General features: G+C 69.9%; 12 protein-coding genes and 1 tRNA gene. 9 read left to right on the forward strand and 4 right to left on the reverse strand.

The genetic code is table 11. The annotated features are described in order from the left end of the window. Positions 1-305: 305 nt before the first annotated feature. Positions 306-1,814, reverse strand: a complete 1,509-nt coding sequence (locus tag ACZ5VQ_RS39315; protein ID WP_469109237.1) for a potassium/proton antiporter — start codon at positions 1,812-1,814, stop codon at positions 306-308. Between the two features lie 303 nt (positions 1,815-2,117). Here ACZ5VQ_RS39315 and ACZ5VQ_RS39320 point away from each other — a divergent pair, with 303 nt between their 5' ends. Beyond that, positions 2,118-4,880: a penicillin acylase family protein gene (locus tag ACZ5VQ_RS39320; protein ID WP_469109194.1), complete on the forward strand. Its 2,763-nt coding sequence runs from the start codon at positions 2,118-2,120 to the stop codon at positions 4,878-4,880. A 51-nt stretch (positions 4,881-4,931) separates the two neighbouring features. Here ACZ5VQ_RS39320 and ACZ5VQ_RS39325 read toward each other — a convergent pair whose 3' ends face one another. After that, on the reverse strand, positions 4,932-5,558 hold the full coding sequence (locus tag ACZ5VQ_RS39325) for a 5-formyltetrahydrofolate cyclo-ligase (RefSeq protein WP_469109195.1): 627 nt from the start codon (positions 5,556-5,558) through the stop codon (positions 4,932-4,934). 94 nt (positions 5,559-5,652) lie between these two features. Between ACZ5VQ_RS39325 and galU the strand changes: the two genes are divergently transcribed. From galU to ACZ5VQ_RS39360, 7 genes are all read left to right on the forward strand, one after another. Beyond that, complete coding sequence (gene galU / locus ACZ5VQ_RS39330) at positions 5,653-6,555, forward strand: UTP--glucose-1-phosphate uridylyltransferase GalU (protein WP_469109196.1); 903 nt, start codon at positions 5,653-5,655, stop codon at positions 6,553-6,555. A 4-nt stretch (positions 6,556-6,559) separates the two neighbouring features. Further along, complete coding sequence (glp, locus tag ACZ5VQ_RS39335; RefSeq protein WP_469109197.1) at positions 6,560-7,882, forward strand: molybdotransferase-like divisome protein Glp; 1,323 nt, start codon at positions 6,560-6,562, stop codon at positions 7,880-7,882. 63 nt (positions 7,883-7,945) lie between these two features. Then, the gene (gene moaC / locus ACZ5VQ_RS39340) at positions 7,946-8,425 is read left to right on the forward strand and encodes a cyclic pyranopterin monophosphate synthase MoaC (RefSeq protein WP_143638866.1); all 480 of its coding nucleotides are present in this window, start codon (positions 7,946-7,948) and stop codon (positions 8,423-8,425) included. Next, entirely contained in the window at positions 8,422-8,988 is a 567-nt protein-coding gene (locus ACZ5VQ_RS39345; RefSeq protein ID WP_469109198.1) for a MogA/MoaB family molybdenum cofactor biosynthesis protein, read from the forward strand. The genes moaC and ACZ5VQ_RS39345 overlap by 4 nt, the downstream gene beginning before the upstream one ends. Before the next feature lie 26 nt (positions 8,989-9,014). Then, positions 9,015-9,644 carry a GNAT family N-acetyltransferase gene (locus ACZ5VQ_RS39350; RefSeq protein WP_234048271.1) on the forward strand — a complete coding sequence of 210 codons (630 nt, stop codon included), beginning with the start codon at positions 9,015-9,017 and terminating at the stop codon, positions 9,642-9,644. Between the two features lie 177 nt (positions 9,645-9,821). Next, positions 9,822-11,246, forward strand: coding sequence for a divisome protein SepX/GlpR (gene sepX, locus ACZ5VQ_RS39355; protein WP_469109199.1), 1,425 nt, complete (start codon positions 9,822-9,824; stop codon positions 11,244-11,246). A gap of 108 nt (positions 11,247-11,354) precedes the next feature. Continuing rightward, positions 11,355-11,428: transfer RNA gene (locus ACZ5VQ_RS39360), tRNA-Ala, on the forward strand. Positions 11,429-11,498: 70 nt separating this feature from the next. Here the strand turns inward: ACZ5VQ_RS39360 and ACZ5VQ_RS39365 are convergent. Then, positions 11,499-11,762 carry a hypothetical protein gene (locus ACZ5VQ_RS39365; protein ID WP_469109238.1) on the reverse strand — a complete coding sequence of 88 codons (264 nt, stop codon included), beginning with the start codon at positions 11,760-11,762 and terminating at the stop codon, positions 11,499-11,501. Positions 11,763-12,196: 434 nt separating this feature from the next. Beyond that, positions 12,197-12,673: a GNAT family N-acetyltransferase gene (locus ACZ5VQ_RS39370; protein ID WP_469109200.1), complete on the reverse strand. Its 477-nt coding sequence runs from the start codon at positions 12,671-12,673 to the stop codon at positions 12,197-12,199. Between the two features lie 118 nt (positions 12,674-12,791). On the opposite strand from ACZ5VQ_RS39370, the gene ACZ5VQ_RS39375 reads away from it, so the two are divergent. Beyond that, on the forward strand, positions 12,792-13,592 hold the full coding sequence (locus ACZ5VQ_RS39375) for an exodeoxyribonuclease III (RefSeq protein ID WP_469109201.1): 801 nt from the start codon (positions 12,792-12,794) through the stop codon (positions 13,590-13,592). Positions 13,593-13,640: the final 48 nt, after the last annotated feature.

Below are 13,640 nucleotides of genomic sequence, written 5' to 3' on the forward strand. Positions count from 1 at the left end.
GCCGCCTGGTAGCGCGGCCCGTGTTACGGGGCCGGAGGCGCCGAGAGCTGTCCTCTTGCGCGGAACTGCGGTAGATGCCGGGCCGCCCGGAAAGAGGGCACCGCGGCCGCCATACGGTCGCGCCAGCTCTGCGTCAGGCAGAGTTGGTTAGATCAAGATGCGCCTTGATGATACAGGCACAGGCGACTCCGCCCCTGTGAAACCCAGCACTCTCCTGGTCGACGCCTGCGATTCGGCACCGATGGCGACTCGCCAACGATCACTCGCCAATGACCGCACGCCAGTGCCGGCGCTCAACCCCCCGCTCAATCCTCCGCCCCGTTCCCACCCGTACCCAGCCACCCCGCCAGCTTGCCGCCCTGACCGACCGCGCGCAGCCGCTGTTCGGCCGCGTCCCGGACGGGATCGGTGGCCACCACGAGCAGCTCGTCACCGCGCCGCAGCACGGTCGTGGGAAGCGGAACGAACGATTCTCCCCCGCGGACGACCAGCGTGACGGCGGCGCCCGCGGGCAGCCGCAGCTCGTTGATCTCGACGCCGTGCATCTTCGAGCCCTCCGGGATCGCGACGGACAGCAGGTGTCCGCGCAGCCGCTCCAGGGGTGCCGACTCGATCCCCAGGTCGGCGGTCTCCGACGGGGCCTTGGACACGCCCAGTTTCCGGGCCACCCAGGGGAGCGTGGGCCCCTGGACGAGGGTGTAGACGACGACAAGTACGAAGACGATGTTGAAGATGCGGCGGCTTTCCTCGACGCCGCTCACCATCGGGATCGTGGCCAGGATGATGGGCACCGCACCGCGCAGCCCGGCCCACGACATCAGGGCCTGCTCCTGCCAGCGCATACGGAACGGCGCCAGCGCCACCACGACGCTCAGCGGCCGCGCCACCATGGTCAGCACCAGCCCGATGACGAGCGCGGGCCAGATGTCGTCACCCATCTCGTGCGGCGTGACCAGCAGCCCGAGCAGCACGAACATGCCGATCTGGGCGATCCAGCCGAGCCCGTCGGCGAAGCCGCGCGTGGCGGGCCAGTGCGGCAGCTTCGCGTTGCCCAGCACCATCGACGCCAGATACACCGCGAGGAAGCCGCTGCCGTGGGCCAGCGCCCCGGCCGCGTACGCCGTGACCGCGATCGCCATCACCGCGATCGGGTAGAGGCCGGAGGCGGGCAGCGCCACATGCCGCAGTCCGTACGCCCCCAGGAAGCCCACCGCGAGGCCGATGGCCGCTCCGATGGACAGCTCCAGCGCTATCTCGCCGAGCAGGTGGTACCAGTGCTCCACCGGACCGGCCATGGAGAACGAGACGACGAGGATGACCACCGGGGCGTCGTTGAAGCCCGACTCGGCCTCCAGGATGCCCGTCACGCGCGCGGGGAGGGGCACTTTCCGCAGCACGGAGAAGACCGCCGCCGCGTCCGTCGAGGACACCACCGCGCCGATGATGAGCGCCTGCCGCCACTCCAGCCCGATCAGGTAGTGGGCCGCTGTCGCGGTGATGCCGACGCTCACCGAGACACCGACCAGCGCCAGTGAGGAGGCAGCCGGCAGCCCGGGCCTGATCTCCTTCCACTTCGTGCCGAGGCCGCCCTCGGCCAGGATCACGACCAGGGCCGCGTACCCGATGACCTGGGTCAGTTCGGCGTTGTCGAAGTGGATGTCGCCGATGCCGTCCTGGCCCATGGCGACGCCGATGCCCAGGTAGACGAGCAGGCTGGGGAGCCCGCTGCGCGACGAGATCCGAACCGCTGCCACCGCGACGAGCAGAACGAGCGAGCACACGAGGAGGAGCTGGTTGAGGTGGTGGACAGTCAGCGGCTGTTCCCTTCTCGCCGTTCCGGGTGGATCACTTTGACCAGTTGGACCGCTTTGATCGGCTGGATCACCTTGTTCGGTGCAACCGTGGCCGGTTCAGCCGGCTCGATGGTTCAACTACTTCGTTACCTTACCTAACTCTTGACGCTTTCTTGACACTCGGCAAGGCAAGATCGAACTCCCGTCCATCCGGGTTCCCGACTCCGCGTCAAGCCCGAGTTGGCCCTGCGCCTATGGTTGCTCCAGCGCTCAGTCAAATGGACATGCCCGCCTGCCGCTCGCGTGAGGACAGCAAGGACAGCGATGCCCCCCAACACCACCGCATCTTCCGGTCAAAAGCCCGGCAAGTCCGGCAGGAAGAAGGGGCGCAGAGCCCGTCTGATCCTGATCGTCCTGGTTCTGGCCATCATCGGCGGCATCGCCTACGGGTCGTTCTGGAGCATCAGCACCGTCCGTGCCTCCTTCCCCCAGACCAAGGGTTCCATCACGCTCGACGGCCTGTCGGGCCCCGTGGACGTCAAGCGTGACGGCTACGGGATCCCGCAGATCTACGCCTCGACCGACGCGGACCTGTTCATGGCGCAGGGCTACGTCCAGGCGCAGGACCGGTTCTACGAGATGGACGTACGCCGTCACATGACGGCCGGCAGGCTCTCCGAGATGTTCGGCGAGAGCCAGGTCGACGAGGACGAGTTCCTGCGCACGCTCGGCTGGGACCGGGTCGCGGAGAAGGAGTACAACACCACGCTCTCCGCGGAGACGAAGAAGTACCTGCAGGCATACGCCAAGGGGGTCAACGCGTACCTGAAGGGCAAGGACGGCGCGGACATCTCGCTGGAGTACGCGGCCCTCGGTTTCTCCAACGACTACAAGCCCAAGGAGTGGACCCCGGTCGACTCGGTGGCCTGGCTCAAGGCGATGGCCTGGGACCTGCGCGGCAACATGCAGGAGGAGATCGACCGCTCCCTGATGACCAGCCGCCTGGGTCCGCAGCAGATCGCCGACCTGTACCCGCAGTACCCGTACGACCGGAACAAGCCGATCGTGCAGGAGGGCCAGTACGACAGCACCACCGGGGAGTACGAGCAGGACAGCGACACCGGCACCGGTACCGGCGGTACGCAGTCCTCGGCGGGCACCGGGCTGGCGAACAACGCGGAGGCCCCCTCCGGGCTGCAGAGCCAGCTGTCGGGCCTCTACAAGGCGCTCGACGACGTCCCTGAGGCCGTCGGCGTGAACGGCAACGGCATCGGTTCGAACTCCTGGGTCGTCAAGGGCACCCACACCATCACCGGCAAGCCACTGCTCGCCAACGACCCGCACCTGTCGCCCTCGCTGCCGTCCGTCTGGTACCAGATGGGCCTGCACTGCAGGAGCGTCTCCGAGAAGTGCCAGTACGACGTCTCCGGATACACCTTCGCGGGCATGCCGGGCGTGGTCATCGGCCACAACCAGTCCATCGCCTGGGGCATGACCAACTCCGGGGCCGACGTCACCGACCTGTACCTGGAGAAGCTCACCGGGAAGGGCTACGAGTACGACGACAAGGTGAAGGCCTTCACCACCCGCGAGGAGAAGATCAACGTCGCGGGCGGTGACGCCAAGACCATCGTCGTCCGGGAGACCAACAACGGGCCGCTGCTTTCCGACCGCGACGACGAGCTCGTGAAGGTCGGCAAGAAGGCCACCGTCGACAGCGCGGCACCCGACCGCGGCGACGGCTACGGCATCTCCCTGCGCTGGACCGCCCTGGACCCGGGCAACTCGATGGACGCCGTGTTCGCGATGAACAAGGCCACCGACTGGACGGAGTTCCGCAAGGCGGCCGCCCTGTTCGACGTGCCCTCGCAGAACCTGGTCTACGCGGACACCGAGGACAACATCGGCTACCAGCTGCCGGGCAGGATCCCGATCCGCGGTGAGGGCGACGGCTCGCTCCCCTCGCCCGGCTGGGACTCCAAGTACCGCTGGACCGGTTACATCAAGCAGGCCGAGCTGCCCTACGAGTACAACCCGGAGCGCGGCTACATCGTGACCGCCAACCAGGCAGTCGTCGACAAGGACAAGTACCCGTACACGCTCACCACGGACTGGGGCTACGGCACCCGCAGCCAGCGGATCGGCGATCTCATCGAGTCGAAGATCAAGGGCGGCGGCAAGATCTCGACCGACGACATGCGCCAGATGCAGCTCGACAACAGCAGCGAGATCGCCAAGCTCCTGGTGCCCAAGCTGCTCAAGATCGACGTGGCCGACAAGCACGTCCGTGAGGCGCAGAAGCTCCTGGAGGGCTGGAACTACACCCAGGACGCCGACTCCGCCGCGGCCGCGTACTTCAACGCGACCTGGCGCAACATCCTCAAGCTCGCCTTCGGCAACAAGCTGCCCAAGGAGCTGCGGGTCGAGGGCCAGTGCCTGAACGTCGAGCCGGTGGACTCCACCGGTCCCGCCGACGAGGACCAGCGGGTGCGCGAGTGCGGTCAGCGCGATGCCGACAGCGCGCAGCCGGACGGCGGCGACCGCTGGTTCGAGGTGGTGCGCAAGATTCTCGACGACGAGGACAACGCCTGGTGGTCGGCGCCGAAGACGCGTACCGACAAGGCCGTCGACACCCGCGACGAGCTCTTCAAGCGGGCCCTCACGGACGCCCGCTGGGAGCTCACCGCCAAGCTCGGCAAGGACATCGACAGCTGGAACTGGGGCCGACTGCACCGGCTCTACCTCAAGAACCAGACCCTGGGCGTCGAAGGCCCCGGTTTCCTGCAGTACATGCTCAACCGCGGCCCGTACAACATGGGCGGCGGCGAGGCGGCGGTGAACGCCACCGGCTGGAACGCCGCGGGCGGCTACTCCGTGGTCTGGGTGCCGTCGATGCGCATGGTGGTGAACCTGGAGGACTTCGACAAGTCGAAGTGGATCAACCTCACGGGTGCCTCCGGGCACGCTTACAGCGCCCATTACATCGACCAGACCGGCAAGTGGATCAAGGGCGAGCTGCTGCCCTGGGCCTACAAGGAGCGGGCGGTCGACGCGAAGACGTCGGACACGCTGGTCCTGAAACCCTGAGTGCCACCTGAGAACGGCCCTCCACGCACGCGTGGAGGGCCGTTTCGCGCACTACGGAGAGGGCCGGCGGAAGCGGTGTACTCCCGAAGGGGTCACCACCGCGTGCACGGGCCGGTCGTGCGGCTCCTCGGGGACGCGGTCGACCACTTCGGAGTCGTACAGCAGCACCACAAGGGCCGGATCGGCGCCCGCGCGGTCGAGCCGCGCCAGCACCCGGTCGTACGATCCGCCGCCGCGGCCCAGCCGCATCCCGCGCGCGTCCACGGCCAGCCCCGGCAGCAGCACGGCGTCGGCCGCGAGCACGGCGTCCGGGCCCAGGCGCTCGCCCGCGGGCTCCAGGAGGGCCATCTTTCCGCGGTGTTGTACGGCGACGAGCGAGCCCTCTCCGGAGTACGCGCCCCAGTCCAGGTCGTTGTCCGCGAGCAGTGCCGGGAGCAGGACGCGCACGCCGCGCGCGCGGAGTACGTCTAGGAGCGCACGGGTGCCCGGTTCGCTCCCCACGGACACGTAAGCTGCCACCGTGCGCGCGTGCGCCAGTTCGGGCAGCTCCAGGGCGCGGGCGGCGAGTGCGGCCCCGGTCTCCCGCACGTCATCGGCCGTATACCGGCTTCTCACCGTGAGGAACTCTCGCCGCAACACTCGCTTGCCAGACTCGGGTTCGGGTCCCAGGTGGCTCATAGGCTTGTTCCGTACCCTTCATAATGCGCTCATATGAGAGCGAATTAACCGGAGCCACAGATTCCATACAAAGGCACCGGATATGGTGTCGGGCATGACTCAGGCACACCCCAGGATCAGCAAGGCTGTCATCCCCGCAGCAGGCCTCGGCACCCGGTTCCTGCCGGCCACCAAAGCCACTCCCAAGGAGATGCTGCCGGTCGTCGACAAGCCGGCGATCCAGTACGTGGTCGAGGAGGCCGCGTCCGCGGGCCTCGATGACGTCCTCATGATCACGGGCCGCAACAAGCGCCCCCTCGAGGACCACTTCGACCGCAACTACGAGCTGGAATCGGCCCTTCAGAAGAAGGGCGACGCCGACCGGCTCGCCAAGGTGCAGGAGTCCAGCGACCTCGCGACCATGCACTACGTCCGCCAGGGCGACCCCAAGGGCCTCGGCCACGCCGTGCTCTGCGCCGCCCCGCACGTCGGCCACGAGCCCTTCGCCGTGCTCCTCGGCGACGACCTGATCGACCCGCGCGACCCGCTGCTCAAGCGCATGGTCGACGTCCACGAGCAGTACGGCGGCAGCGTGATCGCCCTCATGGAGGTCGCGCCCGAGCAGATCCACCTCTACGGCTGCGCGGCCGTGGACGCCACCGACGACAGTGACGTCGTCAAGGTCCACGACCTGGTCGAGAAGCCGGCCGCCGCCGACGCCCCGAGCAACTACGCGATCATCGGCCGCTATGTCCTCGACCCGCACGTCTTCGACATACTGCGCGAGACCGAGCCCGGCCGCGGCGGCGAGATCCAGCTCACCGACGCCCTCCAGCAGCTCGCGGCCGACGAGAAGGTGGGCGGCCCGGTGCACGGCGTGATCTTCAAGGGCCGCCGCTATGACACCGGTGACCGCGGCGACTACCTGCGTGCCATTGTCAGACTCGCGTGCGAACGTGAAGACCTGGGCCCGGACTTCCGGACCTGGCTTCGCAGTTACGTCACCGAGGAGATGTAGCAATTTGAGCAGCGCCGCGACCCGCGTCACCGGCCAGGACCACCTCTGGTCGGTGTCCGAGCACCTGGAGGACATCCTCGCGACCGTCCGCCCCCTCGAAGCCATCGAGCTGCAGCTCCTGGACGCCCAGGGCTGCGTCCTGGTCGAGGACGTCACGGTGCCGGTCTCCCTGCCGCCGTTCGACAACAGCTCGATGGACGGGTACGCGGTCCGGGTCGCCGATGTCGCGGGCGCGAGCGAGGAGTACCCGGCCGTGCTCACGGTCGTCGGTGACGTCGCGGCGGGCGAGTCCGAGCTGCTCCACGTGGGACCCGGCCAGGCCGCCCGCATCATGACGGGCGCCCCGCTGCCGCCCGGCGCCGAGGCCGTCGTCCCCGTGGAGTGGACCGACGGCGGCCTGGGCGAGGGCCCCGTCTCCGGGATGCGCGCCCGCAGCGCGTCCCCCGAGGGCGCCTCCGGCCAGGTCCACGTCCACCGCTCGGCACCGGCACGCGCGCACGTGCGCGCCAAGGGCAGCGACGTGAAGGCCGGCGACCGCGCCCTCTCCGCGGGCACGGTCCTCGGCCCGCCGCAGATCGGCCTGCTCGCCGCGATCGGCCGGGGCACCGTCCGGGTGCGCCCGCGCCCGCGCGTGGTCGTCATGTCCACCGGCAGCGAACTGGTCCAGCCCGACGAGCAGTTGGGTACCGGCCAGATCTACGACTCCAACAGCTTCGCGCTGTGCGCCGCCGCCCGTGACGCCGGCGCGATCGCCTACCGCGTGGGCGCGGTCGCCGACGACGCCGAGACACTCCGCGCCACCATCGAGGACCAGCTCATCCGCGCCGACCTCGTCGTCACCACGGGCGGCGTCAGCGTCGGCGCGTACGACGTCGTCAAGGAGGCCCTGTCCTCCGTCGGCGACGAGGACGAGGCGGGCAGCGGCATCGAGTTCCGCAAGCTCGCCATGCAGCCCGGCAAGCCCCAGGGCTTCGGCTCCATCGGCCCCGACCACACCCCGCTGCTCGCGCTCCCGGGCAACCCCGTGTCGTCGTACGTGTCCTTCGAGCTGTTCGTGCGCCCCGCGATCCGCACCCTGATGGGCGTCGACGACGTCCACCGGACCATGACCAGGGCGTCCCTGCGTACGGACAAGGCGCTCACCTCGCCCGCCGGACGCCGTCAATTCCTGCGCGGACGGTACGCGGACGGGGAGGTCACCCCCGTCGGCGGCGCCGGATCCCACCTGATCGCGGCCCTCGCGCACGCGAACGCGCTGATCGTCGTCCCCGAGTCCGACGAGTCCGTGGAGCCCGGCACCGAGGTCGACGTGGTCCTCCTCGGCTGAAGCCCTCGACTTGGGGGTACCGTGTCGCGCACAACAGGCCCGACCGGGAGCGCCCCAGCCATCATGAGTACGCAGGACCGACTGACCCACATCGACGAGGCGGGCGCCGCCCGCATGGTGGATGTGTCCGAGAAGGACGTGACCGCCCGCACGGCCCGCGCGAGCGGTCGCGTCCTCGTCTCGCCCCGCGTGATCGAGTTGCTGCGCGGCGAGGGAGTGCCCAAGGGTGACGCCCTCGCCACCGCGCGCATCGCGGGCATCATGGGCGCCAAGCGCACCCCCGATCTGATCCCGCTCTGTCACCCTTTGTCGGTGTCGGGTGTCAAGCTTGATCTGTCGGTCGCGGACGACGCCGTCGAGATCCTGGCCACCGTGAAGACCACCGACCGCACGGGCGTCGAGATGGAGGCCCTCACCGCGGTCACCGTCGCGGCTCTCACCGTCATCGACATGGTCAAGGCGGTCGACAAGGGGGCGGTCATCACGGACGTGCGCGTGGAGGAGAAGACGGGCGGCAAGTCGGGCGACTGGAGCCGGGCATGACGGCGGGACCGACGGGACCCGCGGCACCGGCCGAGCCGCCGATCGGCGGCGCCCTCACCGCCCCGTACAGCGCCCTCGTCGTGACGGCCTCGAACCGGGCCGCGGCGGGTGTCTACGAGGACAGGGGCGGGCCCCTGATCGCGGAGGGGCTCCAGAAGTTCGGCTTCGCGGTCGACGGGCCATGGGTGGTCCCCGACGGGGACCCCGTCGAGAACGCCCTGCGGGTGGGCGTCACGGCCGGGTACGACGTCATCGTGACCACCGGCGGCACGGGCATCTCACCCACCGACCGCACCCCCGAGGCCACGCGGAAGGCGATCACGTACGAGGTGCCGGGCATTCCCGAGGCCATCAGGGCGTTCGGTAGGGAGAAGGTGCCGACGGCGGCGCTCTCCCGGGGGCTCGCCGGGGTCGCGGAGAGGACACTGATCGTGAACCTTCCGGGTTCCACCGGCGGGGTGCGGGACGGTCTGGCCGTCCTCGAACCCCTCCTGATGCACGCCGTCGAGCAGATCCGCGGCGGCGACCACCCCAGACCCGGCGGCAGTGGGGGTGTGAGCTGAACAGCCCATCCTGGCCGGTCGAGCTGGTGGACGGCGATGTGGTCCTCCGGCCCATAAAGCTGCGCGACCAGCGGGCCTGGCGCGACGTGAACCGCCGTAACCGGGACTGGCTGCGCCCCTGGGAGGCGACCATCCCGCCGCCCACGCCCAGCGGGCCGATCGCCCACCGGCCGACCTATCGCCAGATGGTCCGGCATCTGCGCGCCGAGGCGAACTCGGGGCGGATGCTGCCGTTCGTCATCGAGTACCAGGGGCGGCTCGTCGGGCAGTTGACGGTCGCCGGAATCACCTGGGGCTCGATGTGCTCGGGCCATATCGGCTACTGGGTGGACGAGGCGGTCGCCGGTCGCGGAGTGATGCCGACGGCCGTGGCGCTTGCGTCCGACCACTGCTTCCGAACCGTTGGTCTGCACCGCATCGAGGTCTGCATTCGGCCCGAGAACGGGCCGAGCCGACGGGTCGTGGAGAAACTCGGATTCCGTGACGAAGGCCTTCGTCCACGTTATCTCCACATCGACGGCGCCTGGCGTGACCACCTGGTCTTCGCGCTCACGGCCGAGGAGGTACCCGAAGGACTGCTGGCCCGCTGGCGCCGGACGCGCTCGCGGAACACGTCCGAAAACTCACCGCGGGACACGCCTCGAAACACCGCGTAAATGAAATGGGTGTTCGAAAATGATCGACGATCGACCATCCTCGGGCATTAATTTCGCGCTCCCGGCAGCCTGCTGATCGCATCGGTCACAAAAAAAGCTCGAAATATCAGCCAGATCGTGCGACACACCGGCTCAATTGGCAGATGGCCTCACGCAAACCCCTCTACCGTGTGAGGCGTGAGCAGCAGCGGCCTCATCTACGCAGTCATTGTCGGGGCCTGGGCCGCCTACTTGGTGCCTATGTGGCTCCGTAGGCAGGACGAGCTGAATGAGGCCCGTCCGACGGAACGCTTCAGCACCGCCATCCGGCTTCTGTCCGGCCGGGCGGGCATGGAGCGCCGGTACGCCAAGGACCTGCGGGCGCGCTCCGCCGAAGAGGGGGAGCACCACGCCGACCCGGACGGCGTCACCGACTCGGTGGACGTCCGGGCCTTCGCCATGCCTCCGACGCGTCGCGAGGCACGGGCCGACGTCGACGACGTACGGGATGCACGAGACGTACGGGATGCACGAGACGTGCGTGACGGACGGGACGTTCGGGACGGAGCGCGGTCCGAGGGGCAGGCGCAGGCGCAGCCCGCTTCGAAGCAGGCGCCCAAGCAGGCGTCGAAACAGGCATCGGAACAGGCGGCGCGGCAGGCGTCGAGACAGGTGTCCGCGACGGTGCCGAAGCCCGGCTCCCCGGCCGGCGCCGCCCACCCCGCGGCGAAATCCGGCCGTACGGCGGACGGTCGGCCGGTGCCCCGGCAGGGCGCCAAGCCGTCGTCGAACGGAGCGTCCGCGCCTTCCGTCTCCTCCGCGTCGTCCCCCGCGAGGCGGGCCGCGGCCGCGGAGGCCGCAGCGCGCGCCCGGCGCTCGAAGGTACTCGCGCGCCGACGGCGTACGACGATGATGCTCTTCATGGCCTTCACGCTCGGCGCGGTCGTCGCGGCGGTCGGCGGACTCGCGTTCCTGTGGGCGCCCGGCGTGCCCGCGGTGATGCTGAGCGTCTACATCGCCTATCTGCGCTCCCAGGAGCGGCGGCGCTTCACCTACGTGATGGACCGCAGGCGGGCCGAGGTCGCGGCGCAGCGGCTGCGGGAGCGGCAGCCCAGGCGGCGGCCGCCCACCGACCCGGGTGCCGCGGACGAGCCGGAGGACGGACCCGAGGCCGACACCGATCCCGGTCTGTCCGCGCTCGCCGCCGACCGCCGTGCCCTCGTCGAGCAGACCGACCACGCCGAGTGGGTCGACCAGCAGCGCGAGCGCCGCAGCGGCCCCGCGGGCGGCGACAGCTGGGACCCCGTCCCGGTGCCGCTGCCGACGTACGTGACCGCCCCGGTCGCCCCGCGCGCCACGTCCGACGTCGACCTGGGCGGGCCCGACGCCTGGAGCTCGGCCCGGTCCAGCACGGTCGAACCGAACGCCGACAGTTCGACGGCCGAGGCGGGGGAGGAGTTCGGCGAGTTCGGTGAGTCCGACGCGGACGACACGGACGACACCTCGGACAGCGCCGCGGACGCCCGGCGCGCGGCCTCGGCCCGGCGCGCCCGCGAACGGGGCCGCACGCCCCTCTTCGACCAGTACGAGGACGGCGACCGGCCGCGCGCGGCCAACGAGTGACGGTGCCTCAGAACTCCCGTCGCGGGCCCGCTCCTGACCAGCGGGTGAGGGCCCGGGAACGGATTTCCAAGCACCCTGACGGGGATGCTAGAGTTTCACTCGTTGCAAGGGCCTGTGGCGCAGTCTGGTAGCGCACCTCGTTCGCATCGAGGGGGTCTGGGGTTCAAATCCCCACAGGTCCACGCACAGATCAGAGCCCCAGTCGGTATCACCGACTGGGGCTCTGACGTGTTCGCCGCTCGGCCCGGTTCGCTACTTCGCGTCGACCATCTGCAGGTGGTGGCCCGTGACGCGGATGTCCGTGCCGGACGCCGGGACAACAGCCATGGTGATCAGGGAGTTCGTGCGGGTGAGGCCGCTCGTGCTGGTCCTGCCGTCCAGGTAGATGTCCGTGACCGTGGGCAGGTCGTCGATGTTCAGCTGGGTGGCACAGCGGGGTCCCTCGGCCTTCGGCCAGTTCCGGTAGTCGATGCCGAAGTCGTAGAGGGCAAGGGCGCCGCCGTCGGTGGTCTCCAGACCGTACGCAGTCTCGGCCGCGGTGAAGCCGGGCCGCGTTGGCCGCGTTGTTGACCTTGGCGTAGTTGAGCAGGACGGCCTGCGCCGACTTGAGGGAGATGACGCCCGCCGTGGCGGAGGAGCCGCCCTTGTCGTCCGCGCCGGACGCCTCGCTTCCGCCGTCGGAGCACGCGGTGAGGGTGAGTGCCAGGGTGGCGACGGGCACGGCGGCTCGCAGAAGTCCGGGCGTGCGGCGGCGCGAAGTCATGGGTCCCCTGTCGTGAAGCGTTGTGAAGTGCCGGTGGTGCCGGTGGTCGGTGGTGCGGGTCCGGCGGTCCGGTGCCGTCCGATGCCCGTGGTGCGGGTCCGGCGGTCCGGTGCCGTCCGGTGTCCGTGGTGGACCGGGCCGATGATCATGACAGGCTAGTGGCCCCGCGCGCGCCGGGCCGGTGTCCTCACAGAAGCTTCGCGAAGCAGCGGCTGTCCTCGTGGAAGCGGTAGTGGCCGAACTTGACGCACGGCTCGTAGCCGCTGGAGGCGTAGAGGGCGATGGCCTCGGGCTGCTTGTTGCCGGTCTCCAGGACCATGCGGATGCGGCCCGCCGCGCGGGCGTCGTCCTCCAGGGCGGCCAGGATGCGGCGGGCGAGCCCGTTGCCCCGGGCCTCCTCGACCACGTACATCCGCTTCAGCTCGGCGTCGCCGTCCGAGTAGCCCTCGTCGTTCTCGTCCTGGGTACGCCAGCCGCCCGTGGCCACTGGGTGCCCCTGGACGTCGTACGCCATCAGGTACAGGCCGACCGGCGGCGCGAACATCGACGCGTCGAGCGGGGTGACGTCGCCCTCGTCCCCGTAGCGCACGGCGTACTCGGCCTGCACCTGGTCGTTGAGCTTGACGGCGTCGGGGTGGTCGAAGGCGACCCGGCGTATATTCATGCTGGTCATCGTACTTCTATGCGATGGATGGGATGGTCGTGTGTGGTGCGTCCGCCCGTCCATGCGAAGGGCTCGGGCGGGCGCTGTGCACGTACCAGTGTGCCGGTATCGTGCCCGGGTGCTGACTGTGACCACTGTGAATGTGAACGGGCTCCGGGCCGCCGCCAAGAAGGGCTTCGTGGAGTGGCTGGCGGAGACGTCCGCCGACGTGCTGTGCCTCCAGGAGGTACGGGCCGAGCCCCAGCAACTCCCGGAAGGCGTACTGCAGCCCGAGGGGTGGCATGTCGTGCACGCGCCCGCCGCCGCGAAGGGGCGGGCCGGCGTCTCCCTCTACACGCGCCGCGAACCCGACCGCGTCCAGGTCGGCTTCGGGTCCGCCGAGTTCGACGGCAGCGGACGGTACGTCGAGGCCGACCTGCCCGGCGTCACCGTCGCCAGCCTGTATCTGCCCTCCGGCGAGGTCGGCACCGAGCGGCAGGACGAGAAGGTCCGGTTCATGGACGAGTTCCTCGTCCACCTCAAGGACCTGCGCAAGCGCGCGGCCGCCGACGGGCGCGAGGTCGTCGTCTGCGGCGACTGGAACATCGCCCACCAGCAGGCGGACCTCAAGAACTGGCGCGGCAACCAGAAGAACTCCGGCTTCCTGCCCGAGGAGCGGGAGTGGCTCGGCCGCGTCCTCGACGAGACGGACGGCGGGTACGTGGACGTCGTACGCGCGCTGCATCCGGACGTGGAGGGGCCGTACTCGTGGTGGTCGTACCGGGGGCGGGCCTTCGACAACGACACCGGCTGGAGGATCGACTACCAGGTCGCCACGCCCGGTCTCGCGGCCCGGGCCGTCAAGGGGCTCGTGGAGCGGGCGGCCACGCACGGCGAGCGGTGGTCCGACCATGCGCCGGTGACTGTTGTGTACGAGTAGTCCTCGCTCCCCGCGTGACTCCGCGCGGCCGCTGCGGGAAACGGCACG

It is taken from the genome of Streptomyces sp. NPDC033178 (assembly GCF_055577685.1).

Excerpts from the sequence above, each read along its gene's own strand:
- galU (WP_469109196.1), top strand. The coding sequence starts at position 5,653 with ATGACTCAGGCACACCCCAGGATCAGCAAGGCTGTCATCCCCGCAGCA.
- ACZ5VQ_RS39370 (WP_469109200.1), bottom strand. The coding sequence starts at position 12,673 with ATGAATATACGCCGGGTCGCCTTCGACCACCCCGACGCCGTCAAGCTC.
- moaC (WP_143638866.1), top strand. The coding sequence starts at position 7,946 with ATGAGTACGCAGGACCGACTGACCCACATCGACGAGGCGGGCGCCGCC.
- ACZ5VQ_RS39320 (WP_469109194.1), top strand. The coding sequence starts at position 2,118 with ATGCCCCCCAACACCACCGCATCTTCCGGTCAAAAGCCCGGCAAGTCC.
- ACZ5VQ_RS39325 (WP_469109195.1), bottom strand. The coding sequence starts at position 5,558 with ATGAGCCACCTGGGACCCGAACCCGAGTCTGGCAAGCGAGTGTTGCGG.
- ACZ5VQ_RS39345 (WP_469109198.1), top strand. The coding sequence starts at position 8,422 with ATGACGGCGGGACCGACGGGACCCGCGGCACCGGCCGAGCCGCCGATC.